The following is a 23,626-nucleotide window of genomic DNA, read 5'->3' on the forward strand; positions in this document are numbered from 1 at the left end:
CAAGGGCGAACTTGAAACCGCCATCGCCGCCTTCATCGATCACTATAACAACCACCGCTGTCACGAGAGCATCGGCAACCTGACCCCGGCTGATGTCTACTTCGGTCGCGGTGAAACCATCCTGGCCCAAAGGAGACGCATCAAACAGCAAACCATCCAAAACCGCCGCTTGAACCATCAGCGTCAAGCCGCATAGCCTGAAACAGGTGAGCCAGAGCCCTCTGCTCCAAAATCAGGTCGACTGTTCCAAATCTCTCGACGACGGACAGGCGACACCAACACGTCGACCTGCCGCAGCTTGGCGACGATCTCCTCCGGCTAGTGCTTCTTCTGGGACATTCCTTCATCCTCCAAATGGCTCGAAAGCTATACATCGGGAAGGACCACTTTTCAGGGGGCAGACCACCGCCAGTCAACCGTAACGGACTTTCCTTCCAAAGGGGTAATTCAGTCGACTTGCAGCACCTGCAAGAACAGGCCCACTCGGCGTACAGGAGGTCTCAGTTTCTTGGCTCCAGGAAATCGAAATCGCAGCCCTCGGTCGCCGATGTGACATGCTCATGATACAACCGCGCGTATCCGCGCGTCGGTCGGTAGCCTGATCCGGCCGCCTCTGTCGCGCGTTGGGCCATGGTCGCGGCATCAACCAGCAGGTCGATCCGCTTTTCGCTGGCGGACAAACGAATCCAGTCGCCATTCCTGACAAGGACCAGCGGTCCACCCACCGAAGCCTCGGGGGACACATGCAAGACAATCGTGCCGAATGCCGTGCCCGACATCCGGGCATCCGAGATGCGGACCATGTCCTTCACCCCAGCCTGGGCCAGTTTCTTCGGAATCGGCAGGTAGCCGGCCTCGGGCATGCCACTGGGGCTTTTGGGTCCGGCATTCTGCAAGACAAGGATATCATCGGCGGTCACGTCCAGACCGGGATCGTCGATCCTTGCCGCAAGGTCTTCCAGCGAGGTGAAGACCACCGCGCGCCCCTCATGTTCAAGAAGGGTCTCGGTCGCGGCTGCGCGTTTAAGGATGGCACCGTCGGGCGCAAGGCTGCCGCGCAGCGCGATAAGGCCGCCTACGGAAGAGATCGGGCTTGATGCCTCGCGGATCACCGCACGATCAACCGGGTCGGGCAAAGGGCGGGCCAGCCGATCGGCCAAGGTTTCTCCGGTGATGCTGCGGGTTCCGGTTTCCAGCTGCGGAGCGATCTCGCGCAAGACGCCCTCCAGCCCGCCCGCATAATGGAAATCCTCCATGTAGCCCACGCCGACAGGCTTGAGGTCGACCAGCACCGGCGTTTCGTCGGACAGCAGGTTGAAGTCGTCCAAATCCAGCTTCATGCCGATCCGGCCGGCCACTGCGGCCATGTGGATCACCGCGTTGGTCGAGCCGGAGACCGCCAGCAACACGCGTTGCGCGTTGCGGATGGCGGCGGGCGTCACGACCTCGGTCGGGCGGGGTCCGCCGGTCAGCGCCATCTGCGCGGCCAGCGCGCCGGTTTCTTCGCAGTTGCGCAACCGGTCGGCGTGGACGGCCGGAATGGCGGCCGATCCGGGCAGCATCATTCCGATGGTCTCGGCCATCAGCGCCATGGTCGAAGCGGTTCCCATGACGGCGCAGGTTCCAGAGGTGACGGCCAGCCGCCCCTCGACCTGGTCGATCTCGGTGGCCGAGACCTTTCCCGCGCGGAAGCTGCCCCAGAAGCGGCGGCAATCGGTGCAGGCCCCCAGCCGCTCACCCCGGTGACGGCCGGTCATCATCGGTCCGGCCACCACCATCGCGGCGGGCTTGTCGGCCGACAGTGCCCCCATCAGCATCGCCGGCACCGTCTTGTCGCAGCCGCCCATCAGCACGACGGCGTCCATCGGTTGCGCACGGATCATCTCTTCCACCGCCATCGCCATCAGGTTGCGATAGACAAGCGATGTGGGCGACAGGAACACCTCGCCCAGCGAGATCACTGGAAAGGTCACGGGCAAACCGCCCGCCGCAAGGACACCGCGCTTCACCGCCTCGATCATCTCGGGGAAATGTCGGTGGCAGTTGTTGAAGCCGGACTCGCTGGTGCAGATGCCGACAATGGGCTTGTCCAGTGCCACACCCGTATAGCCCATCGACTTGGCAAAGGAGCGGCGCAGATAGCGCGCGAAGTCGCGGTCGCCGTAGTTGGTCAGCCCGTTCTCAAGCCCCTTGGGTTTCGTCATTCTAGGGTCCTTTCAGGCAAGGCTCAGCCGGTGGCGGGTGTATTTCGGCGTCAGGTAGTCAAGAATGCCAAGGCTGCCGCCCTCGCGCCCGAAACCTGACTGCCTGGTGCCGCCAAAGGGGGCCTCGGCGGTGGCAAGAAGCGTTTCGTTGATGCCGACCATCCCTGCTTCCAGCGCATCGGCAGTGCGGGCGGCAAGGGTGGCGCTTTCGGTGAAGACATAGGCGGCAAGGCCGAAGTCGGTCGAGTTGGCGCGGGCGATCACATCGTCGAAATTGTCCCAGGCGGCGATGGGGGCGACGGGCGCGAAGGGTTCCTCGCGCATGATGCGGGCGGTGTCGGGCACATCGGCCAGGACCGTAGGCTCCAGGAAATGCCCGTGGTTCAGATGTGCTGGGCGGTTGCCCCCGGCCAAGAGGCGCGCGCCCTTGTCGCGGGCATCGGTGATCAGGGACAGCGCGATCTCGACGGCGCGGGCGCGGATCATCGGCCCCATCGTGGTGGCCGGGTCCAGCCCGTCACCGGGGCGCAGGCCTTGGGCGACCTCGGCAAAGGCGGTTTCGAAGGCCGGCAGGATCGCGCGGTGGACATAGAAGCGCGAGGGCGAGATGCAGACCTGTCCGCAGTTGCGGAACTTGGTCGCCGCCAGCTTGCGCGCGGCGGCCACGGGATCGGTGTCGGCGTGGACGATCACCGGCGCAAGGCCGCCCAACTCCATCGTCACCTTCTTCACGTCATCCGCCGCGATCCGCAGCACCTGACGCCCGACCGGCACCGACCCGGTCAGCGAGACCTTGCGGATCACGGGCGACCGGATCAGCCGTTCCACCATCGGCACGGCGGGGCCGGTCAGGATGGACAGCACATCAGCGGGCAGCCCCGCGGCACCCAGCGCCTCGGCCAGGGCAAAGCAACTGCCCGGCGCCTCGCTGGCGGGGCGGGCCACCACGCTGCACCCGGCGGCCAGCGCCGCGGCGATCTTGCGGGCGGGAAGCAGCATCGGAAAGTTCCAGGCCGACAGCGCTAGGCAGGGGCCGACGGGCTGATAGCTTACCGACAGGCGTTCATGTGGGTTCCGGCCCGGAATCGTCTGGCCATAGATGCGCTTGGCCTCCTCGCCCTGCCATTCGAACTGATCGGCGCTGGCGTTGACCTCGGCCCGCGCCTCAGCCAGGGGCTTGCCGGTTTCGGTCGACATCACCCGGGCAAGTCCGTCGGCGTTGGCCCGCAGGTGATCGGCCGCCCGGCGCAGGATCGCGGCGCGGTCCCAGGCCGGGGTGGCCGCCCAGCCGGGAAAGCTGCGGGCGGCGGCGGCAAGGGCCATGTCCTGGTCGGCTTCGGTCGCGACGGGGATCGTGCCGATCCTGACCTCGGTCACCGGGCTGTGGACGGGCATGGACGCCCCATCGGCGGCGGGGCACCACTGGCCACCCAGAAAGAGCCCCTGCGCGGAATACATCGCTCTCTCCCGTCAAATCAGGGTTTCGGCGTAGCGGGCCTGAACGGCCGCGCACCAGTTGCCGACATTCCAATGCCCGTAGGCCCCCATGCCACCGGCCGGATCGGGGCCGTAATAGACGGGAACATGCACAAGGCTCAGGCCCGGATGGGCCCGGGCGCGGGTCAGCGCGCCGGTCAGCGCCTCGGGCGAGGTGCCACCGTCGAAGGCCGCAACGCCCTTCACGGCCTTTGCGAAGGCAAGGTAGTCGATCTCGACCCCGTCGTGGGTTCGCCAGTTCACGCCATACTGCGCGTCTTGCAAGGACGAAATCGCGGCCATGCGGCGGTTGTCGCACAGCAGGATCGTGCCGTGCACCCCATGCGCCACGGCGTCGATCATAACCTGCGGGTTCATCATGAACGATCCGTCGCCGGTAAAGGCCACGCCATAGCGCCCCTTCTCGGCCAACCCCTGAGACAGAAGCGCCGAGACGGCAAAGCCCATGTAGGACGCGCCGCTTTCGGTGAATGTCTGGAACGGCGCGTCATCCTGCACGATCTGGAAACCGTTGGCCTGCACGTCGCCCGCATCGAAGAATTTCAGCGCGCCCTTTGCACGGCACCAGGCCTCCGCCGCGGCAATGGCCTGCGGCTGCGTCATCACCGGGCACGGCCAGACGGGATCGGTCAGCGCTGGACGGGCCGCGCGGGCTGCGCGGAACGCCTGCCACTCGGCCTTCTTCTTCGCCGCAGCATCCAGCCATTCGGTCTTGGCGGGTGCGCGCTCCAACCCCTGCAGAAGACTGGCCAGCCGGTCCGCCACCACGGCGGCATCGCCCGAAAGGGCAAGCGTCGCGTTATAGTGCTGCACGTCAACCGGGTCGGCGTTCAGGTTGATCACGCGGCGCACCTTGGGCCAGCCGATGCCCGAGCAATCCGCCTGACACACCGCACGGCTGCCGATCACCACCAGAAGCTCGGCCTCCTCCATCGCCCAGTTGCCGCTGATCGACCCCTTTGAGCCGCCGACATGCAGGTTCTGCGGATGGGAATCGGGAAGAACGCCGACCGACCCGGGAGACAGGACAACGGCAGCCCCTGCAGCCTCGGCCAGACGCCGGACGGCGCCGGCCGCGCTGCGCGACCCGCCGCCCGCCTTGATTGCCACCCGTGCCGCACCGGCGATTGCCTGCGCCGCTTCGGTCAGCGCCCGGTCATCGGCGGGGGCCAGCGCGGGAAACCGCGGGCGTTCGGGCAGGGCATCCAGGCGCAAGGTCACCGGCGCTTCCTGCGTGTTGATCGGCATGTTCAGAAAAAAGGGCCCGGGCCGCCACGGATGGAAGACGGAAGACGCACCCTTCCGCAATCCGTCGCGCAGCGCGCCCGGGCTATGCAGCGTGTAAGAGGCCCCCATCAGGGAGGATATCTGGGAAAAGCCACCCTGTGCCGGCTTCGGCACCTGCTGCATGTTGTAACCTTCACCGTGCGTCGTCTCATCGCCATACAGATGATAGACGCCCACGCCGTTGGAACTGGCCACCAGCGATGCCGACATCGCCTGCAATGCCCCCGGCCCGATCGAGGTCACGACCGCAGGCACCTCGCCATAGACCCAGGACAAGGCGGTTGCGGCATGGGCCATCTCCACTTCGTTGCGGAACTGCCAGCAGCGTACCAGCCCGGCGGCCTCATATACACGCAGCACGTCGGCAAGCGCGGTCGAGCCATGGCCGAAGATCGCCAGATACTTGGTCACACCCTGCCGCATCAGGCCAAGGATCAGCGCCTCGGCCAAGGGCAGTGTGACAGTCGGTCTGGCCCCATCGGTTGCCAGGAAAGCCGACAAGCCGCCGGCCTTGGCCAGGAAACGCGCGCGCGCCTCGGACGAGGGGAGGTCGGCGAAACGGTGCGACTGTGCATTCATGATTGTGCCCCCGGTCAGCCGTCCAGCCGGATGGTCCGGCCTTCGCGGGCCGATTGTTCGGCGGCCAGTGCAAAGCGCAGGACCTGCCGGCCTTCGGCAGCGGTCAGGACGGGCGCGCCGCCCGTTTTCAGGGCATGGATGTAGTGACGGGTCGACTGGATGAAGCTGTGTTCCCAGCCCGTCGGCACGTCATAGGTGGTCAGCGCCCCGTCACGATACAGCGTGACCGGCGGCGACGCCCCCAGCCGCCCATGCCCGCCGTTGATGAAGATCACCCCGGCTGTTCCGGAGATCTCAACCCGGTCGTCCTGGGCGTAGTGGCGCGTCATCAGCTCCATGTCGGGCGAATAGACGATCTCCAGGTTGCCCACCCGGTTGCCGGGGAAGCGGAAGGACACCATCGACTGCGCGTCAAAGCGGATGCCGCCCGGTCCCTCGCAATCGCCGATGAAGGCGTGAACTTCCTCCGGGTTGCCCATGAAATGCCAGGCCAGCGCGAACTTGTGGTGCCCATCGTCAAAGACCAGCGGGCCGCCCCCGGCATGGCCCTTCTCTTGCCGCCAGGCGTTGGCGGCGGCGGGCACCTCCCAGGCGGTCGCGCTGCGGGCGGGGTTCGACTTGATGCGGATCGACAGCGGCGTGCCGATCGCGCCCGTATCGATCAGCGTGCGGGCCTTCATCACGGGCGGGTAGAAGATGAAGTTCTCGAAGATCTTCACCGGGCGGTCATGGGCCTCGGCCGCGGCAACCAGCTGGTCGGCCTGGGCCATGTCGAGGCACATCGGTTTTTGCAGCGAGATGATCTTTCCCGCCGCCATCGCCTTCAGCGCCACCGGCAGGTGCAGGTGATGCGGCAGCAGGATCTCGACCAGGTCGATGTCCGGTCGCGAAAGGAAGGCGTCGATGTCGTCATCGACCGCTACATCCGGGATGCCCCAGGCCGCCGCCTTGTCCCGCGCCTGGCCTGTATCGCGGTCGCACAGCGCCACGATCCGCGCATCGGGATTGTGCAGGTATTCGATGGCATGCAGGTCCGAAATCCGGCCCGTGCCGATCAGTCCGACACGCAGCGGCGTAGGGGTCATGTCAGGGGTTCCTTCTGTACTCCGCCCAGTCCGGCGGCGGCCACGATGCGGCCGAGTTCATGCAGGCGGGCATCGGTGACGCGAACCGACGGGCCCGAGACGCCGATGGCGGCGATCATCGCGCCTGACTTGTCGTAGATCGGCCGGGCGACGCAGCGGATGCCTCTGGCGAATTCCTCGTCGTCGATCGAATAGCCCCGGGCGCGCGTGCGCTCGATCTCGTCCACCAGCGCGCGGCGGGTGGTCAGGGTAAGGGGCGTGAAGGCGGGCTGGTCCTCCGGCATCTGCGCATGCCCGAAACTCAGGAAGGCCTTGCCAAGTGCGGTGCAATGCAGGGGCGACAGCGCGCCGATCGGGTGGTCAACCTTCAACGGCAAGGGGCTGTCCACTTTGTCGATGTACCAGACGCGCAATCCCACCAGCACCGCCAGATGAGCGCATTCGCCGGTCTCGGTCACCAGCGACTCTAGCGTGCCGCGCCAGGCCTCCTTGACGGCGACAATCTCTTCCAGGGTATGCTCGGTGCGCACACGGCCGGCCAGCTTGCCGCTTGGTAGGTAGCGGCGACCATCGTCCTGCTCGGCATAGCCCATGGCCACCAGCGTCTTCAGAAGATGCGCCGCGTTCGACTTGTCGACCCCCAGCGCCTCGGCCACATCGGTCAGGCGAACGGTGCCGGGCTGGGCGGTCATGTAGGTCAGGGCTTCAAGGCCACGGGACAGGGATTGCAGCAGGCGCATGGGACGAACTCCGGTTCGCATTGTATCAATTTGCGCTATGTTAAACGAATAGTTTGTCATAGCGCAACTTTCCTCTCCCTTACCATGCCGCAGCCAATCTTTCTCGCATTATGGCGCGCTATGCAATACTTTGTTGACATAGGGGCAATTCTTGGCGATCAACGGCAGGACGGCGGAATAAAGTGCCGCATATGAAAACTTCTTGGGAGGAAGAGATGAAGCAGATCAGTCGGCGCGGGGTATTGCTCGGCTCGCTTGCGGTCCCGATGCTGGGCATGGGCCGTATGGCCTGGGCGCAGGCAGGTGAGGTGACGATCAGCCACTACTTCACCGGCGAGTTGGGCCTGAAGGCCTTCAACGAGCAAGTGGCGAAGTTCACCGAGGCCACCGGCATCGCCATGAAGGAAAGCCCGGTCGGGCACGAGGATTTCAAGACGGACATCTTGGTCCGCGCCGCCGGGAACAGCCTGCCCGACGTGTTCAGCTACTGGGCCGGCGCGCGGGTTCAATTCATCGTCGATTCGAACGCCCTGCACCCGATCGATGAAATGTGGGCCGCGAACGGCCTGGATGCGGTCATCGCCAAGCCGGTTGCCGACAGCGCGACGCTGTACAACGGCAAGCGCTATCTGGTGCCGTTCAACTATCACTACGCCGGCATGTTCTACAACGTGAAGGTCCTGGCCGATGCCGGGATGACCGCGCCGCCCGCCACCTGGGACGAGTTCTTGGCGCTGTGCGAAACGCTGAAGGGCAAGGGCGTGGCCCCCATCGCGCTGGGGTCCAAGAACCGCTGGCCGGCGCAGTTCTGGTTCGACTACCTCCTTCTGCGCACGGCCGGCCCGGACTATCGCGCCAAGCTGATGGCGGGCGAGGCCAAATACTCCGACCCCGAAGTCGCGGCCACGCTAGCGATGTGGAAAGACCTGTTCGACAAGGGCTGTTTCGTCGAAAACGCCAATGCCGACGACTGGACCGATGCCTCGGACAAGGTGGCGCGCGGCGAGGCGGCAATGACGCTGATGGGCACCTGGATCACCGGCTACTGGAACGGCAACGGGCTGGTGCCGGGGCAGGACTACGACTTCTTCGAATTCCCCAAGGTCAAGGACGGCGTGCCGAACGCTGTCGTGGGCCCGGTGGACGGGCTGGTGATCGCGGGCAATGCCGCGAACATGGAAGGCGCCGAGAAGTTCCTGACCTTCATGGTCTCGGATTCGGGCGTCCAGGCCGCCTGGGCCAATGCGCAGGGCGCGCTGTCGGCCAACGTGAACGTGGACCCGGCCAGCTACAACGTAGTGATGCAGAAGGCCGCCGCCACCGTGGCGGCGGCCGAAGCCTTCGCCTTCAACTACGATCTGGCAACCCCGCCGCCGGTGGCCGAGGTTGGCCTGTCGATGTTCACCCGCTTTATCGACGATCCTTCCCAGGCCGAGGCTATCCTGACCCAGGTCGCAGCGGACGCAGAAGCCGCCTTCAAGACATGACAGACTGGCCCCGGGCCGCCCCTTTGCGGGGGTGGCCCGAAGCCAAGACCGGGAAGGGGCAGGATGGAACAGCACAACCGCTTCTGGCGCGTCGTTCTTCTGGCCGCCCCTCTGGGTGTGTTCGGCATATTCGTCCTTTGGCCGCTGTTCAGCTCGTTCTACTACAGCCTGACCGACTGGAACGGCTTTGACCCGAACTACAGCTTTGTCGGGTTCGACAACTTCGCCAAGATCGCAAGCGACCGGCTGTTCCTGCAAGCCGCCATCAACACCGCGATCTGGATGGTTGCCGCGATCGTCTTGCCCACCACCCTGGGGCTGGCACTGGCGCTGCTGCTGGATTCGCGCGTGCTGGGCGCGCGGGTGTTCAAAAGCATCTTCTACCTGCCGATCTGCCTGTCGGCGGTCATCGTCGGCCAGATCTGGATCTGGATCTACCAGGCCGACTGGGGCCTCTTGAACACCATCATCACTGAAGTCACCGGCGAGAAATACAAATACGCCTGGCTGGCCAAGCCCGACACGGCGCTCTGGTCGGTGATCGTGGCCTGGTCGTGGCAGCAGACCGGCCTTGCCATGGTGATCTATCTGGCCGGTCTGACCGCCATTCCCGGCGACCTGCTTGAGGTCTGCGAGATCGAGGGCGCCACGCCCTGGCAGCGCTTCCGCCGCGTAGTGCTGCCGCTCCTGGCGCCGTCAACCGTGGTGGTGGTGGCGCTGTCGGTCATCAACTCTCTGAAAGGCTTCGACATCCTCTACATCATGACGGGCGGCGGGCCGTTCAATTCGTCCGACACCCTGGCCATGCACATGTACAACGAAAGCTTCAAGAAATACCTGATGGGCTATGGCGCGGCGATTTCGGTGGTGCTGTTCCTGATCGCCATGGCGATCATCGGCCTCTATTTCCGGCAGTTGCGCAAGGTGGACCGGATCTATGGCTGACCTTGCGCCGCAGGGCCGCTTCAACCCCTGGCCCGCGACGATCTTCGTCATCCTCTGCGTGCTGGCGGTGCTGTTCCTCCTGCCCACGGTCGGGGTGCTGCTGTCCTCGGTCAAGACCACGCGCGACATCTCGATGGGCGATCTGTGGTCGCTGCCCGCCAGCCTGTACCTGGGCAACTTCGCCGAGGTCCTGGGCAATCCGGCGGTGCACCGCTACTTCCTGAACACCGTGCTGGTCACGCTGCCGGCCACCGCCGTCTCCATCACGCTGGGCGCACTGGCGGGCTATGTCTTCGCCAAGCTGCCGTTCCGCGGATCGAACGCGCTTTTCCTCATCATCGTCGCCGGGATGTTCTTTCCGCCCCAGGTCATCCTGGTACCGCTGTTCCGGATGTTCAACGGCATGGGCCTGATCGACACGCTCTGGCCCGTCATCATCGTCCATTCCGCGCTGGGCCTGCCGATCTGCGCGCTGATGATGCGCAACTTCTTCGCCACCGTGCCGAATGCCCTTCGCGAGGCGGCGATCATGGAAGGCGCCTCCGAATGGCAGGTGCTGACGCGCGTCGTCCTGCCCCTGTCGCTGCCCGCGCTGGCGGTGCTGGCGACGCTGCAGTTCACCTGGATCTGGAACGATTTCCTCTGGCCACTGATCTTCACCCAGTCCGACGACAAGCGCACGATCATGATCGGCATCGTCAACCTCAAGGGCCAGTACTCGGTTGCCTGGGGGGTGCAGGGCGCGCTGTCGCTGGTGGCCAGCCTGCCCACGCTGCTGGTCTTCCTCTTCTTCCAGCGTTTCTTCATCAAAGGCATGACCATGGGCGCGGTCAAAGGATAATCCATGGCACGGGTTCAGCTTTCCGACCTTCGCAAATCGTTTGGCCAGGTGCAGGTGATCAAGGGCCTCGACCTCGACATCGCCGATGGCGAGTTTGTCGTCTTCGTTGGCCCGTCGGGCTGCGGCAAGTCCACCACCCTGCGCATAATCGCGGGGCTTGAGGATGCGACCTCCGGCGCGATCCGGCTTGACGGCCGCGATGTCACCCGCACCCGCCCCGCCGACCGCGGCATCGCCATGGTCTTCCAGTCCTACGCGCTGTTTCCGCACATGACGGTGGCCGATAACATCGGCTTCGGCCTCCAGTTGCAGAAGCAGGATCGCGCCCTGATCTCAAGACGTGTCGCCGAAGTGGCCGAGACGCTGCACCTCACCCCCCTCCTCACCCGTTACCCGCGCGAACTCTCGGGCGGCCAGCGCCAGCGCGTCGCCATTGGCCGCGCAATCATCCGCAACCCCAGAGTCTTCCTTTTCGACGAACCGCTTTCCAACCTCGACGCGGCTCTCCGCGTGCAGATGCGGCTGGAAATAGCTCGCTTGCATCAAGGCCTCGGGGCGACGATGGTCTATGTGACGCATGATCAGGTCGAGGCGATGACACTCGCGGACCGTATCGTCGTCTTCAATGACGGCAGGATCGAACAGGTCGGCTCTCCGATGGACCTGTACGAGCATCCGGAAAACCGATTTGTGGCCGGGTTCATTGGCGCTCCGGCCATGAACTTCCTTCCGGTGCGTGTGCTGGGAACGCAACTTGAAGTGCCCGGCATGGCGACAATCCCGGTTCCGCCTGGCAAGGAGGCCGCGACTGAGCTGGGCATACGTCCCGAACACCTCCACGTGGTCGACGGACTGTCGGCAGATCTTTCCGGCGAGGTCGAGCTGATCGAACGCCTTGGCGCTGAAACTTACGCCTATGTGCGTGTGCCTGGACTGCCTTTGGATCTGACAGTCAGACTCCCCGGCGAAACCGCGCTCCGCGCTCGAAGCAGCATCGCACTGAAGATCGACTGGACGCGCGCCAAATGGTTCAACGCAAGCGGCAGGGTTCTCTGAACGGCGCTTGACCTGCCCCCCGGTCGTCCCTCGTTCAAAACGAGAGTCCTTGGGTTGATAGTGGTCGTCTTCATCCGGCTACCAATTTGATTCATGAGGTGATTTCACTCAAGTCGTTTGCGAGACAACGTCTCTAGAAAGGTTCACCGTTGCGGATCTTGAGGTCGAATTTCCACAAGCTAAGTGCCTTCAGCACCATGTCAGCCTTTGAGCAGAATTCACCACTGAGCATATCTCTGGCTTCCTTCTGGCGTCCTGAGAGTGCCAACGCAAGCACCTTTGACGCCGTCGCGTGGTCTGCCCCCTGAAAAGTGGTCCTTCCTGATGTATAGCTTTCGAGCCATTTGGAGGATGAAGGAATGTCCCAGAAGAAGCACTAGCCGGAGGAGATCGTCGCCAAGCTGCGGCAGGTCGACGTGTTGGTGTCGCAAGGCCAGTCGGTGGCCGAAGCCGTGCGCTCGATCGGCGTGACGCAGTCCACTTACTATCAGTGGCGCAAGGAGTTCGGTGGGCTGAAGTCCGACCAGGTGAAGCGGCTGAAGGAGCTGGAGAAGGAGAATGAGCGTCTTCGGAAGGCGGTCTCTGACCTGACGCTGGAGAAGCTGATCTTGCGCGAGGCTGCCTCGGGGAACTTCTTAGCCCCGCCCGCCGCCGTGCTTGCATCGAGCATGTCAGGCAGAAGTTCCACATCTCGGAACGGTTCGCCTGTCGCGTGCTCGGGCAGCATCGCTCGACACAGCGGAAGTCGCCGCAGGGGCGCGCCGATGAAGAAGCCCTGACGGCGGACATCATCGCGCTCGCCTCGCAATACGGGCGCTACGGATACCGGCGCATCGCGGCGCTCCTTCAGGAAGCCGGATGGGCTGTGAACGTGAAACGGGTCGAGCGTATCTGGCGGCGGGAGGGGTTGAAGGTCCCACAAAAGCAACTAAAAAAGGGCCGACTCTGGCTAATGATGGGTCCTGCATCCGTCTCCGGCCAGAGCGTCCGAACCACGTCTGGTCTTACGACTTCGTTGAAAGCCGGACCCACGATGGAAGGAAGTTCCGCATGCTCAACCTCATCGACGAGTTCACCCGGGAGTGCCTGGCAATCCAGATCGACCGGAGGCTCCGATCGACTGACGTCATCGACGTGCTGTCCGATCTGTTCATCCTGCGGGGCGTGCCGGATCACATACGGTCCGACAACGGCCCGGAGTTCACCGCCAAAGCGGTGCAGGAGTGGATCGCCGCCGTCGGCGCGGAGACCGCCTACATCGAGCCGGGGCCCCCCTGGGAGAACGGCTACTGCGAGAGCTCCAATTCCAAGTTCCGTGACGAGTTGCTCAAAGGGGAGATCTTCTACAGCCTCGCCGAGGCGAAGATCATCATCGAGCGCTGGCGCCGCCATTACAACACCAAGCGCCCGCCCTCATCACTGGGGTATCGCCCGCCAGCTCCTGAGGTCAACCAGTGGCCGGCTTCGACATCCGGAGCCGCTTCGCCGGCCACCCCAGCCGTAGCGCCAAGACCCGAAGTGCACTAAGACTGTAACCGGACCACCCGATAGGGGCAGGCCGTGACCCAGCCCTCTGACTGGCTTGCCGCGACCCCACCCGGGCACTGCCGACCTCCAACGGCGCTCTCCGGCATTCGCAATGCGGTATCAGACAATCCGCTCCTCGAAGGGCCAGGAAGCCGATCACGGCATCCTCTTGCGCGCTGACAGCGGCCGGATGGGGTTCCCATCGGAGATCGTCGATGATCCGCTGCTGAGCCTGGTTTCTCCCGAGTCCGAGCCGTTTGAAAATGCCGTGGAACGCCGAGTCATGTCTGTGGCCGTGACCCGCGCCCGCCTGACGCTGACGGCCCTTGCTTCCGAAGCCCGCCCGTCCTCTTTCGTGAAGGAACTGCTCGCCGATCCCTCCAACGGTGTGTCCGGCCCCACCGAGGCCAAGGCGAAGGCCAACAACTGTGGTGAATGTGCAGGCCGTCTCATCTACATGCCGGCCCAGGACGGAAGCGCCTGGTATCGCTGCGAACACGTCCAACTCTGCGGCAATCGATTGCCGGCGTGTCCATCTTGCAGCGTCGGTTTGCCGCGTCACCAGCCTGGCTTCGACGGCTTGGTTTGCTTCCAATGCGGCTCGGTTTGCCAAGCCTGCCCGAGCTGCGCCGACGGCTGGCTCGTAGAGCGCAGCGGGCCCTACGGAGAGTTCTTCGGATGCGCCCGGTACCCGGAATGCCTCGGCAAAGCGCGGACGTTGAAATGGAAGTCGTGAGGGTCGGGAAGCGGTCTTTCGGCCGGGCAGCTTGGCGTCTGCAGCGAGGCCGCGAGTGTGGTCTATTCGCCGTGGGGAAGGCTGGTCCGGCCAGCACGCGTTCGCGCACTGATCCTGTGCGGACGTTTCTTCAGGCGTCAGCCGTTCCGGCGCTGCAGCGCGGTGACGATCGCCAGCAGGGCAGCAGAGAACAGCACCAGCAGCACGGCGGCGGCAGCGATGGCAGGGCTGATCGACTCACGCACACCGGAGAAGATCATCCGCGGCAGCGTGCGCTGCTCGGCGGTTGTCAGGTAGCTGGCGATCACCACTTCGTCGAAGGAGACGATGAAGGCGATGATCGCCCCGGCCGTCACGCCCGGGGCGATCAGCGGCAGCAGCACCCGGCGGAAGGCGGTCATCGGCGAGGCGCCCAGCGAGGCGGCCGCGCGCATCAGCCCGCGGTCGAAGGATTGCAGGCTGGCCATGACGGTGGTCAGCACCACCGGCGCGGCCAGGCCGGCATGGGCCAGGATCAGCCCCGACCGCGACCCCATCAGCCCGACGGTGGCGTAAAAGCCGAACGAGGCCACCGCCAGGATCACGATCGGCAGCACCAGCGGCGTGGCGATCAAGCCCAAGAGCAGGCCTCGCCCCGGGAACCGGCCCCAGACCAGACCGACCGCAGCCGGGGTGGCCAGACTGACGGCCAGGACGGTGGACCCCAGGCCGACCACCAGAGAATTGCCCAGCGCCTGGACCCAGCGCGGATCGGTCAGCACCACCTCGAACCACCGCCACGACCAGCCCGGCACCGGCAGGGTCAGGTTGGTGCCCGAGGTCAGCGACATCGGCACGATCACGAACAGCGGCAGCACCAGATAGGCCAGCACCAGCGCGGTGATGCCCCAGGCCAGCCAGCCGCGCCAGACCTCGACCCGCATCACGCCACCCGCCGGCTGGCCAGCGCCCGCACCGCGGCCACCGCGCCGGCTGCCAGCGCCAGCACCGCCAGAAGCTGCACCGACAGCGCCGCCGCCAGCCCCCAGTTCAGCGTCTTGTCGGTGTAGAAGACGATGAAACTGCTGAGCATCTGGTCCCCCGGCCCGCCGATCAGCGTCGGCGTGATGTAATAGCCCAGCGCGAAGACGAAGACGATGCCCGAGCCGGTCAAGAGGCCCGGCAGGAGCATCGGCAGTTGCACCCGGCGCCAGGCCGTCCACCACGGCGCCCCCAGCGACCGCGCCGCCCGCATGTAGGTAGGCGGGATGCGGCGCAGCACCGAGACGATGGGCAGGATCATCAGCGGCAGCAGCACCTGCACCATGGTCACCACCAGGCTGCCGCGGGTGTAGACCAGCCGCAACGGCTCGGTGATCAGGCCAAGGCCCTGCAGCGTCGAATTGATCGGGCCCTCGCCCTGCAGCAGGATGATCCAGGCGACGGTGCGCACCAGAAGCGAGGTCCAGAGCGGCAGCAGCACCAGCGCCAGAAGCCCGGCCGCCGCCCAGCGCGGGGCGGCGACGATGACATGCGCCACTGGCAGCGCCAGCAGGGCGCAGATCGCCGTTACACTCAGGCTGATGGCGATGGTGCGCCACAGGATCGACAGGAACAGCGCCTGTTCGGCGGGAACCGCGCCGATGCTGCCATCAGGATGGCGCTGCAGGTCCAGGCTGGTCAGCAGGTAGAAGGCGGTGAAGCGGCCGCGTTCCTGCGCGATCACCGACCAGAGCGCCGGGTTCTGCCAGCCCTTCGCCGCCGCCAGAACGGCGCTGCGGACATCGGGGCCGGTCAGGGCGCCCTCGGCGGCCAGCCGGGCGGTCTTGAGGATGAAGGTGCGCGAGCCGGGCACCGCCTGGTTCAGCCGCGCCGCCAGCGTGCCGGCGTGGCCTGCGGCCTGCGCGGCCGCCAGGTCCCGGACCAGGGCGGCAAAGGCCGGCTCGGGTGGCAGGCCCTGCTCGGCCGTCCAGCCCGACAGCGCGGCGGAGGTAGCGGCAAGATTGGCCTGAAGCTCTCGGTTGTCGACGGCGCGGAACAGGAACAGCGCCACCGGCAGGATCACCGTCAGCACCACGAACACCACCAGCGGTGCAACCATCGCCAGATAGGGAAGTTGCCCCCGCGCCGCAGTCAGCGGGGACGCGGGGGCAACCGAAGGCATTACTGCGACTGCCAGGTCTTGAAGCGCTGCTCGAGGGACTCCTGGTTTTCCGCCCAGAACGCCGAGTCATAGGGCGCGCCGAAGCCGATCCGCGACGGCGAGGTGGGCAGGCGGTCGCGCTGCTCGGGCGTCAGCAGGTCATAGACCCGTTTGTCGCCGGTGCCATAGCCGTAAAGCCGCGGGAAGCCGGCCTGGTTTTCCGGAAGGGCAAAGAACTCCAGGAACGCCCGCCCGGCATCGGCGTTCGGCGCATTGGCCACCAGTGCCCACATGTCGGTGCCGTAGAAGAACCCGGCCTCCCAGGCGATGCCGTAGTTCTTGCCGTTGTTCTCGTTCTCAAAGGTGATGCGGCCGTTGTACATGTCGGTCATCACCACTTCGCCGGCATCCAGGTTCTGCACCGCGGTCGAGGAACTGGTCCACCAGACCACATTCGGCTTGATCTCGTCCAGCTTGGCGAAGGCGCGGTCCACACCTTCGGGGGTGCGCAGCACGTTGTAGACCTCGGCCGGCGGCACACCGTCGGCCAGAAGCGCATTTTCCAGCGTGTACATCGCTTGCCCCAGCATACCACGCTTGCCGGGGAATTTCTCGACGTCCCAGAAATCGGCCCAGCTCTTCGGCCCATCCGCCAGCTTGGCGGCGTCATAGACCAGCACGGTGGCCCATGTGTCCGAGGCGATGCCGCAGGGGTGGAAGGTGCCGGGCAGGTAATTGTCGGCCTCAGCCGCCACCGCTTCGGGCAACTTCTCGAACAGGCCCTCGTCGCAGCCGATGTCCAGTTGCGGCGCCTCGACCGAGACCACGTCATAGCTGACGCTGCCGCTTTCGTTCATCGCCCGGATCTTGGCCAGCGAGCCGTCCCATTCGTCCAGCGTCACCGCGGTGCCGGTCTGGGCGGTGAACGGGTCGGTCACGCCGATCTTGTAGACATCGTTCCACGACCCGCCCCAGCCGACGATGGTGACGGTGCCTTCGGCCTGCGCGCCAGAGGCCGCGCCCGCAAGGGCAATGGTGCAAAGCAATCGGGAGAGCCGCATGGCCGGACCTTTCCTGTTGGGGTTGGTTTCTTGTGTCGTGAATAGTTGATCAACTTCATGGGCCTGTCAATTGACTCTTGAGCGGCGTCACGGGCAGCGGAATGCCTGCATTTGTTGACGCCGAAAATGCGGCAGCCGCCGCCGCCGAGTTTTGGGTTTGACAGGCCCAGCCGGCTTTGGCACTAGTTGATCAACTTGGGCAGGGGATGATCGAATGCTGCGCAATGCCGACCTTGACGAGGCCGTCGCCGACGCCACCGCCCGCTACCGGGCCGCCAACCCGCAAAGCGAGGCCCGCCACCGCCAGGCGCGGGCCAGCCTGCCCGGCGGCAATACCCGGTCGGTGCTGTGGTATGAACCCTTCCCGGTGGCCCTGACCGGCGGCATCGGCGTGCATGTCACCGACCTGGACGGCCACCGCTACGCCGACTTCGTCAGTGAATACTCGGCCGGGCTTTATGGCCATTCCAACCCCACCATCATGGCCGCGATGGCGCAGACGGTGATGGGCGGCATCGCGCTAGGCGGACCGAACACCTATGAGGCGCGGCTGGCCGAGGTGCTGGTGGCCCGCTTTCCGGCGCTGGACCGGGTGCGGTTCTGCAACTCGGGCACCGAGGCCAACATCATGGCGCTGTCCATGGCGCGGGCGATCACCGGGCGCGACAAGGTGATGGTGTTCCGCGAAGGCTATCACGGCGGGGTGCTGACCTTTGCCCATGGCGGCTCGGTGCTGAACCTGCCGTTTCCCTATGTCTTTTCCGACTACAACGATGTCGAGGGCACCGAGGCGCTGCTCAGGGCGCACAAGGACAGCATCGGCGCGGTGATCCTTGAGCAGATGCTGGGCGGCGGCGGCTGCATCCGGGCGACCGACGCCTTCCTGAAGATGCTGCGCCGGGTGACGCAGGAAATCGGCGCGCTGCTGATCTTCGACGAGGTGATGACCTCGCGGCTGCATTTCAACGGCATGCAGGCGATCACCGGCGTCGTGCCCGACCTGATGAGCTTGGGCAAATACATCGGTGGCGGCGTCAGTTTCGGCGCCTTCGGCGGCCGGGCCGAGCTGATGGACCGCTTCGACCCGACCTCGGCCCATGCCTTCGGCCATGGCGGCACCTTCAACAACAACATCCTCAGCATGACTGCCGGCTACGTCGGCCTGACCGAGGTGCTGACCCCCGAAGCCTCGGCCGCGTTCAACGCCTTGGGCGAAGAGCTGAAGACCGCCATGCAGGCGATGATCGACCGCCACGGCATCGCCGCCTGCACCTCCGGCCATGGATCGCTGTTCAACCTGCACTTCCTGCCGGCCGATCAGCTGACCCCGGCGGCCGTCGAGGCCGGCGACCAGCGCCCCGGCAAGCTGTGGCACCTGGAGATGATGCTGACAGGCCAATACGTCACCCCGCGCGGGATGATCGCCCTGGCCCTGCCGCATACCCGGGCCGAGACCGAGGGCCTGTTGCAGGCCTTCGACCGCTTCCTGACCGATCACCGGTCGATCCTGCCGCAGGCGGGCTGAGATGCGCCCCGTCCTCATCACCTGCGCTCTGACCGGCGACAGCGACACCCCCAGCCGCAGCCCGCATGTGCCGGTGACGCCGGAACAGATCGCCGCCGACGCGCTGGACGCCGCCGCCGCCGGGGCCGCCATCGTCCATATCCACGTGCGCGACCCCGCCACCGGCAAGGGCAGCCGCGAGGTGGCGCTGTATCGCGAGGTCACCGCGCGGATCGCCGAGTCCGGCCGGGACGTGATCGTCAACCTGACCGCCGGCATGGGCGGCAAGCTGATCTTCAACGGCGAAACCCCGCTGCCGCCCGCGCCGGGCACCGACCTGATCGGCGCCACCGAGCGGATGCTGCACATCGCCGAGCTGCGCCCCGAGATGTGCAGCCTGGACTGCGGCAGCTTCAACTCGGGCATGGCCGACGAGATCTATGTCAGCACCTCCCCCATGGTGCGGCAGATGGCGGCGCAGATGCGCGACCTGGGCGTGAAGCCCGAGCTTGAGGTCTTCGACTTCGGCCACATGCGGCTGGCCTGCGATCTGGTGGCGCAGGGCCTGGTGGCGCCGCCGCCGCTGTTCCAGTTCGCCCTGGGCCTGCGCTGGGGCGCGCCTTCGGATGCGGCCACGATGCTGGCGCTGCGGGCGATGCTGCCCGCCGGCGCGCAATGGGTGGCCTTCGGCGCCGGGGCCGAACAGTTCCCGGTGGCGGCGCAGTCGGTGCTGCTGGGCGGGCATGTCCGCGTGGGGCTGGAGGACAACCTCTATCGCCGCCGCGGGGTGCTTGCCTCGAATGCCGATCTTGTCGAAGATGCGGTCCGTCTGGTCGAGACCCTGGGCCAAAGGCCCGCCACCGTGGCCGAGGCGCGCAGCCTTCTGGGCCTGGACCCGCGCGGCAAGTAATGATTGCAGAAAGTCCGTGATGCCCAATGATCTTGCCGGCCCCGTCCTGACCCACAGCTTCGAGCCGGTCTACCATTCGCTCCGCCGGGCGATGATGTGCGGCGACATCATGCCGGGCGAGCGGATGGTGGTGAAGCGGCTGTCCGAACGCTTCGGCACCAGTTCGCTGCCGGTGCGGCAGGCGTTGCAGCGGCTGGTCGCCGAGGGCGCCCTGGCGGACCGCCCCTACTATGGCGCCGAGGTGCCGGTGCTGGACGTCCAGGCGCTGATGGACCTGCGCCGCGTGCGCTGCGCGGTTGAAGGCCAGGCGGCCGAATGGGCGGCGCAGACCGTGACAGCCGCCGAGCTGGATCGTCTGCAGGCCTTGCAGGACCGGATGCTGGCGACCAGGGACCCGGCCGAGGCCGACGAATACCTCGGCTGGAACCTCGAGTTCCACTTCACCGTCTACCGGGCGGCGCGGTCGCCGCTGATGGTGCCGTTGATCGAAAGCCTGTGGCTGCGGGTCGGGCCCTGCCTGAACGTGATGCGCACCGAAACCACGCTGGGCCTGGGCCTGGACCACCACGACGAGGTGCTTGCCGCACTGCGGCGGGGTGACGGCGCTGCCGCCCGCGCGGCGGTGGTGGCCGAACTGACCGAAGCGGCCGAGATCATGGCGCGCTCCCTGGCCGTCTACCAGCCAGATCCTACGCTGCGGCGGCGGGGCAGTCGGAAGAAGCCGGGCAAAGGGTAGCACCAGCCGAACCGACACGCTTCGGAGGCCAGCCCGAGATGCAGAATAGAGCGACCTTCATCCTTGGGCCCACGATTGAACGCAGCCCATTGAACCGATGGCGAGTGTGCTCTGTTCAAAGGAACGGCTGGGGCGGGACGTCTTGCGTTGGGCGGGATGCAGAGGTCCGCGGATTGCGCGGTGTCATTTATCGCCTGGTCCAAGCGATGACGTTCATGAACCGCCGAACCAATGGCCCCCATCAAGGGGGCAGGCACCGAATTGTCGTAGCCCTCCAACCAAGAACACCGCCTCCATGCGTCGGGTGCGGATCATTTCCGTGGCACTCACCGCAAAGAGGCTCCGTTGGTTGAGTGACGTCGGAAATAACGGGCATTCGCACAGGAAACTGAACGACAGGCCCGATCCGGGTCCGTTCCGCTTCAAGTTCAGCCGTCTTGGCCTGGAAGAGGAAGAAGACAGGCCTTTCCTTGATCTCAGCATGATCCGAAGTCCACGGTCCGAGGTGGCTCACGCCTCGATGGAGAGCCCGGCCCGTTTCCGGGTGGAAATCAACAGGCGCTCGGTCTCCGCGTCGGCCTTGGGTCTATCTTGCGCCCCAGGTGTCCGACAACCGGTAGCCTTCGGGCCATGGATCGGCTGGGTCAAGCATGTGTTGATGCATGCCCGTGATCCAGCCACGACCAGAGATTTCCGGGATCACTGCCGCCCGTTCGCCCACTGTGGTTTTCGCAACAATGCGACCCTCAAAGGTGGACCCGATGACGGACACGATGGTCAGACGGTCGTCCAGACCCATCTCTCCCTTGGCATGGAGAACAGCCATGCGGGCTGACAATGCCGTCCCGGTCGGCGATCGGTCGACCTTGCCGGGCTGCACTGCAACGGCCGAGCCGGCGGTCAACCGATGTCCATCGCGGCTGACCTGACCGGCAAAGAGACAGAACGAGAAATGGGTCCAGTCCGGGTTTTCCGGATGATGAAACCGCAGCTGTCGATTGGCCGCGTTGGTGATCTGCACGCCGGTTCTGGCGATGAAATGCGCTTCTTCCGCGACCAGCTTCAGGCCAAGTGCCGCAGCATCCACGATCACGAAACTGTCGCCACCATAGGCCGTGTCGACGGTCAGCGTGCCCAGGCCTTCGACCTTGAGCGTCACACCAAGATCGGCGGCAAAGCTGGGCAGGTTCTGGACAAAGATCCGTTCCGCCTTGCCATTCCTGCAGGTCGCGCGGACGTGGACCAGCCCCCCCGGGGCCTCCAGCACCAGGCGGGTTTCCGGCTCCTGCATGGGAATGATCCCGGCATCAAGCAGGACCGTGGCGACGCACATCGAGTTGGAGCCGGACATCGGCGGCGTGTCTTCCGGTTCCATGATGATGAAGCCGGCATCGGCCGACGGGAGCTTTGGCGGCACCAGAAGGTTCACATGGCGAAACACCCCACCCCGCGGTTCATTGAGCAGGAAGTTGCGCAGGGTCTGGTCTTTCGCAATCCAGCGCGACTGTTCCCACAGCGTTGCACCCGGCGGGGGCTGCACGCCGCCGACGATCACATCGCCGACCTCGCCTTCGGCATGGGCCGAGATCACATGGATGGTCTTGCTGCTGCGCATCGCGTCACCCTTTCAACCAGCCAGGAGGGGAGGCGGGCGCAACCCCTGTCCGCGCCGTTTCCACGCATTCGGCCAGAGAGCCGAACCTGACCTCTCGGCCCGACAAGCCAGGCGCATAATGGGCGTATTTTCCGGAATTCGTCATCAAGCTGCGCGCCTGGGGTGGCAGCAGCGGCTCGGTGATCGAACACCAGCAGATATCGGGAAAGACCTGTGCCCCGAAGGCCTCAAGCTTTGCCAGAGTGCCGTCGTTGCGGGCATCGCGCAGCACGTTCTGGCCCACCGTGACAATCACCTCGGTGCCTGCCGCCCGGTGACCCTGGGCCAGATCGGCCAGCGCCCGGCATTCCGATAGAGAGAAATGGGGACTTCCGAAAGCGATCAGATCAATCTGCCGAGGGCCCTGGTTCAGCTCGGCCCAGACGCGGGCAAGGTCCGCGCGGGTCACGGTCACCCGGTCTGCCGGTACGGCAAAGTCCGCAGCCTCTGGTGTCTGGCCCGCGACATGCAACATCGGCGCGGCGGACGTGGTGCCAAAGGCCGCGCACATCGCCTTGAGGTCGTCGCGGGATGGGTGCGTCGCCTCGAGTCCCGTCAAGATCGGGATGCTGTTCGGCGCCAATTGCCCTGCGATGTAGCCAAGCATGGGCCAAAGCGCATCATCATGGCTTTGGGGAAGCTCGATGTGGATCCGCCGCCGGGGGGCGCGATTGGCGGGCAGGTAGACCCCGGACATTGGCGCGCGGCCGGTCATTGCGATGAAGAGATCAAGATAATCGGGATGCTTCACCGTCCGCGCCGCAAGCACGGTGTTGGCAAAGATCACTGCGTTTGATTCCGACCAGCCGATGTTTTCGCCCGCTTCGGGGGCAGTGTCCAGAAGATAGGGCGCGCAGGTGAAGGTGGGGCGTGCCCCCATTCTGACGTAGGCATCCGCCAGACGGGCGGCGCGAAGGCCGAAAACGGGCGGAACTCCCTGGCTCTGCCAGTTGCCATGATCGACCGAAATCGCGTTCATCGTGGTTGGGACACGGACGCGCCCCCCCATCTCGGCCATCGTCTCTGCAAAGCGAAGGTTGGCGGTGTTGGCCAGAATGCAGCCGTCGATATGTCCTTGCGTCACATCGACCAGGGCCGTGGCTCCTTGCAGCGCAGCCATGGCGCAGATCACCTCCATCGCGATCCGTCGGGCCGGGCCGTCCGTGCCCGCCAGCATCGCCCGGTCCAAGGTGGACAGGTCCAGCTTTGCCACGGCCAGCGGCTCCAGCGGCAAGGCCGTTCCGTCGACGACAAGGGTGCCGTCGGACAAAGTGGCATGCTGCCCTGCCACCGCTGCCGCAAAGGCCTCGGTATCAAGACGCAGCACCGGGACAGGCCGCTCGAACATCTTCCCCGCTATCATCGCCCCCAGGGTCACGACATCCTCGGCCTCGCGGAACACGAAGGCCGCAGGCGCGATCCCGTTCAACGCGAGATCCAGCATCACGCCGCTGCCGCTGCACGATCCGCGCGTGGTCGGCATCACCAGGACCTTGCCCGCAATCGATTGCCCGCAAAGCGGATGGTGCGTATCGATCACGATGCCTGTCACGGGATCGACGCCGCCCCAGAAACTGAGGCCTTCGCTGCAAGCCAGAATGGCGCCGGACGCTGAGCCTGATATGACGGCCTGTCCGATCATTTCGCTTGATATC

General features: G+C 65.5%; 19 protein-coding genes and 1 pseudogene. 10 read left to right on the plus strand and 10 right to left on the minus strand.

Features of this window, described 5'->3' with window-relative positions; genetic code table 11:
* The coding region (locus tag LHP98_RS18310; protein WP_227254001.1) for an integrase core domain-containing protein at positions 1–196 on the plus strand (196 nt) is incomplete at its 5' end.
* Positions 197–500: 304 nt separating this feature from the next.
* On the opposite strand, the gene LHP98_RS18315 is transcribed toward LHP98_RS18310, so the two are convergent.
* From LHP98_RS18315 to LHP98_RS18335, 5 genes are read right to left on the minus strand one after another with little or no spacing between them, the layout of a single operon-like run.
* Complete coding sequence (locus LHP98_RS18315) at positions 501–2,204, minus strand: dihydroxy-acid dehydratase (RefSeq protein WP_227254002.1); 1,704 nt, start codon at positions 2,202–2,204, stop codon at positions 501–503.
* Positions 2,205–2,216: 12 nt separating this feature from the next.
* On the minus strand, positions 2,217–3,662 hold the full coding sequence (locus tag LHP98_RS18320) for an NAD-dependent succinate-semialdehyde dehydrogenase (RefSeq protein WP_227254003.1): 1,446 nt from the start codon (positions 3,660–3,662) through the stop codon (positions 2,217–2,219).
* A gap of 12 nt (positions 3,663–3,674) precedes the next feature.
* Positions 3,675–5,567: a thiamine pyrophosphate-dependent enzyme gene (locus tag LHP98_RS18325; RefSeq protein ID WP_227254004.1), complete on the minus strand. Its 1,893-nt coding sequence runs from the start codon at positions 5,565–5,567 to the stop codon at positions 3,675–3,677.
* A 14-nt stretch (positions 5,568–5,581) separates the two neighbouring features.
* On the minus strand, positions 5,582–6,652 hold the full coding sequence (locus LHP98_RS18330) for a Gfo/Idh/MocA family protein (protein WP_227254005.1): 1,071 nt from the start codon (positions 6,650–6,652) through the stop codon (positions 5,582–5,584).
* Positions 6,649–7,392, minus strand: coding sequence for an IclR family transcriptional regulator (locus tag LHP98_RS18335; protein ID WP_227254006.1), 744 nt, complete (start codon positions 7,390–7,392; stop codon positions 6,649–6,651). Before LHP98_RS18335 ends, LHP98_RS18330 begins: the two co-directional genes overlap by 4 nt.
* Positions 7,393–7,607: 215 nt before the next feature.
* On the opposite strand from LHP98_RS18335, the gene LHP98_RS18340 reads away from it, so the two are divergent.
* From LHP98_RS18340 to LHP98_RS18365, 6 genes and pseudogenes are all read left to right on the plus strand, one after another.
* Positions 7,608–8,879 (plus strand): ABC transporter substrate-binding protein, encoded by a 1,272-nt coding sequence (locus LHP98_RS18340; protein WP_227254007.1) that lies wholly within the window; start codon positions 7,608–7,610, stop codon positions 8,877–8,879.
* Between the two features lie 63 nt (positions 8,880–8,942).
* The gene (locus LHP98_RS18345) at positions 8,943–9,824 is read left to right on the plus strand and encodes a carbohydrate ABC transporter permease (protein WP_227254008.1); all 882 of its coding nucleotides are present in this window, start codon (positions 8,943–8,945) and stop codon (positions 9,822–9,824) included.
* Positions 9,817–10,665, plus strand: a complete 849-nt coding sequence (locus LHP98_RS18350) for a carbohydrate ABC transporter permease (RefSeq protein ID WP_227254009.1) — start codon at positions 9,817–9,819, stop codon at positions 10,663–10,665. Before LHP98_RS18345 ends, LHP98_RS18350 begins: the two co-directional genes overlap by 8 nt.
* 3 nt (positions 10,666–10,668) lie before the next feature.
* On the plus strand, positions 10,669–11,721 hold the full coding sequence (locus LHP98_RS18355) for an ABC transporter ATP-binding protein (protein WP_227254010.1): 1,053 nt from the start codon (positions 10,669–10,671) through the stop codon (positions 11,719–11,721).
* Between the two features lie 389 nt (positions 11,722–12,110).
* Positions 12,111–13,248, plus strand: a pseudogene (locus tag LHP98_RS18360) (IS3 family transposase).
* Positions 13,249–13,360: 112 nt separating this feature from the next.
* Positions 13,361–13,984, plus strand: coding sequence for a topoisomerase DNA-binding C4 zinc finger domain-containing protein (locus LHP98_RS18365; RefSeq protein ID WP_227254011.1), 624 nt, complete (start codon positions 13,361–13,363; stop codon positions 13,982–13,984).
* 137 nt (positions 13,985–14,121) lie between these two features.
* Here LHP98_RS18365 and LHP98_RS18370 read toward each other — a convergent pair whose 3' ends face one another.
* The 3 genes from LHP98_RS18370 to LHP98_RS18380 are packed head-to-tail and all read right to left on the minus strand — an operon-like array spanning position 14,122 to position 17,167.
* Positions 14,122–14,907, minus strand: a complete 786-nt coding sequence (locus LHP98_RS18370; RefSeq protein WP_227254012.1) for an ABC transporter permease — start codon at positions 14,905–14,907, stop codon at positions 14,122–14,124.
* Complete coding sequence (locus tag LHP98_RS18375; protein ID WP_227254013.1) at positions 14,907–16,127, minus strand: ABC transporter permease; 1,221 nt, start codon at positions 16,125–16,127, stop codon at positions 14,907–14,909. The genes LHP98_RS18370 and LHP98_RS18375 overlap by 1 nt, the downstream gene beginning before the upstream one ends.
* Positions 16,127–17,167, minus strand: coding sequence for an ABC transporter substrate-binding protein (locus tag LHP98_RS18380; RefSeq protein ID WP_227254014.1), 1,041 nt, complete (start codon positions 17,165–17,167; stop codon positions 16,127–16,129). Before LHP98_RS18380 ends, LHP98_RS18375 begins: the two co-directional genes overlap by 1 nt.
* Positions 17,168–17,381: 214 nt before the next feature.
* On the opposite strand from LHP98_RS18380, the gene LHP98_RS18385 reads away from it, so the two are divergent.
* The 3 genes from LHP98_RS18385 to LHP98_RS18395 are packed head-to-tail and all read left to right on the plus strand — an operon-like array spanning position 17,382 to position 20,317.
* Positions 17,382–18,692 carry an aspartate aminotransferase family protein gene (locus LHP98_RS18385; protein WP_227254015.1) on the plus strand — a complete coding sequence of 437 codons (1,311 nt, stop codon included), beginning with the start codon at positions 17,382–17,384 and terminating at the stop codon, positions 18,690–18,692.
* Position 18,693: 1 nt separating this feature from the next.
* Complete coding sequence (locus LHP98_RS18390) at positions 18,694–19,581, plus strand: 3-keto-5-aminohexanoate cleavage protein (RefSeq protein ID WP_227254016.1); 888 nt, start codon at positions 18,694–18,696, stop codon at positions 19,579–19,581.
* 19 nt (positions 19,582–19,600) lie between these two features.
* Positions 19,601–20,317 carry a GntR family transcriptional regulator gene (locus LHP98_RS18395; protein WP_227254017.1) on the plus strand — a complete coding sequence of 239 codons (717 nt, stop codon included), beginning with the start codon at positions 19,601–19,603 and terminating at the stop codon, positions 20,315–20,317.
* Between the two features lie 586 nt (positions 20,318–20,903).
* Here the strand turns inward: LHP98_RS18395 and LHP98_RS18400 are convergent.
* The gene (locus LHP98_RS18400) at positions 20,904–21,932 is read right to left on the minus strand and encodes a trans-3-hydroxy-L-proline dehydratase (protein WP_227254018.1); all 1,029 of its coding nucleotides are present in this window, start codon (positions 21,930–21,932) and stop codon (positions 20,904–20,906) included.
* Between the two features lie 4 nt (positions 21,933–21,936).
* Positions 21,937–23,613, minus strand: coding sequence for an aconitase X (locus LHP98_RS18405; RefSeq protein ID WP_227254019.1), 1,677 nt, complete (start codon positions 23,611–23,613; stop codon positions 21,937–21,939).
* Positions 23,614–23,626 lie beyond the last annotated feature (13 nt).

It is taken from the genome of Rhodobacter sp. Har01 (genome assembly GCF_020564565.1).
GTDB lineage: Bacteria > Pseudomonadota > Alphaproteobacteria > Rhodobacterales > Rhodobacteraceae > Pseudogemmobacter.

Excerpts from the sequence above, each read along its gene's own strand:
- LHP98_RS18315 (WP_227254002.1), bottom strand. The coding sequence starts at position 2,204 with ATGACGAAACCCAAGGGGCTTGAGAACGGGCTGACCAACTACGGCGAC.
- LHP98_RS18320 (WP_227254003.1), bottom strand. The coding sequence starts at position 3,662 with ATGTATTCCGCGCAGGGGCTCTTTCTGGGTGGCCAGTGGTGCCCCGCC.
- LHP98_RS18325 (WP_227254004.1), bottom strand. The coding sequence starts at position 5,567 with ATGAATGCACAGTCGCACCGTTTCGCCGACCTCCCCTCGTCCGAGGCG.
- LHP98_RS18330 (WP_227254005.1), bottom strand. The coding sequence starts at position 6,652 with ATGACCCCTACGCCGCTGCGTGTCGGACTGATCGGCACGGGCCGGATT.
- LHP98_RS18335 (WP_227254006.1), bottom strand. The coding sequence starts at position 7,392 with ATGCGCCTGCTGCAATCCCTGTCCCGTGGCCTTGAAGCCCTGACCTAC.
- LHP98_RS18340 (WP_227254007.1), top strand. The coding sequence starts at position 7,608 with ATGAAGCAGATCAGTCGGCGCGGGGTATTGCTCGGCTCGCTTGCGGTC.
- LHP98_RS18345 (WP_227254008.1), top strand. The coding sequence starts at position 8,943 with ATGGAACAGCACAACCGCTTCTGGCGCGTCGTTCTTCTGGCCGCCCCT.
- LHP98_RS18350 (WP_227254009.1), top strand. The coding sequence starts at position 9,817 with ATGGCTGACCTTGCGCCGCAGGGCCGCTTCAACCCCTGGCCCGCGACG.
- LHP98_RS18355 (WP_227254010.1), top strand. The coding sequence starts at position 10,669 with ATGGCACGGGTTCAGCTTTCCGACCTTCGCAAATCGTTTGGCCAGGTG.
- LHP98_RS18365 (WP_227254011.1), top strand. The coding sequence starts at position 13,361 with ATGCGGTATCAGACAATCCGCTCCTCGAAGGGCCAGGAAGCCGATCAC.
- LHP98_RS18370 (WP_227254012.1), bottom strand. The coding sequence starts at position 14,907 with ATGCGGGTCGAGGTCTGGCGCGGCTGGCTGGCCTGGGGCATCACCGCG.
- LHP98_RS18375 (WP_227254013.1), bottom strand. The coding sequence starts at position 16,127 with ATGCCTTCGGTTGCCCCCGCGTCCCCGCTGACTGCGGCGCGGGGGCAA.
- LHP98_RS18380 (WP_227254014.1), bottom strand. The coding sequence starts at position 17,167 with ATGCGGCTCTCCCGATTGCTTTGCACCATTGCCCTTGCGGGCGCGGCC.
- LHP98_RS18385 (WP_227254015.1), top strand. The coding sequence starts at position 17,382 with ATGCTGCGCAATGCCGACCTTGACGAGGCCGTCGCCGACGCCACCGCC.
- LHP98_RS18390 (WP_227254016.1), top strand. The coding sequence starts at position 18,694 with ATGCGCCCCGTCCTCATCACCTGCGCTCTGACCGGCGACAGCGACACC.
- LHP98_RS18395 (WP_227254017.1), top strand. The coding sequence starts at position 19,601 with ATGCCCAATGATCTTGCCGGCCCCGTCCTGACCCACAGCTTCGAGCCG.
- LHP98_RS18400 (WP_227254018.1), bottom strand. The coding sequence starts at position 21,932 with ATGCGCAGCAGCAAGACCATCCATGTGATCTCGGCCCATGCCGAAGGC.
- LHP98_RS18405 (WP_227254019.1), bottom strand. The coding sequence starts at position 23,613 with ATGATCGGACAGGCCGTCATATCAGGCTCAGCGTCCGGCGCCATTCTG.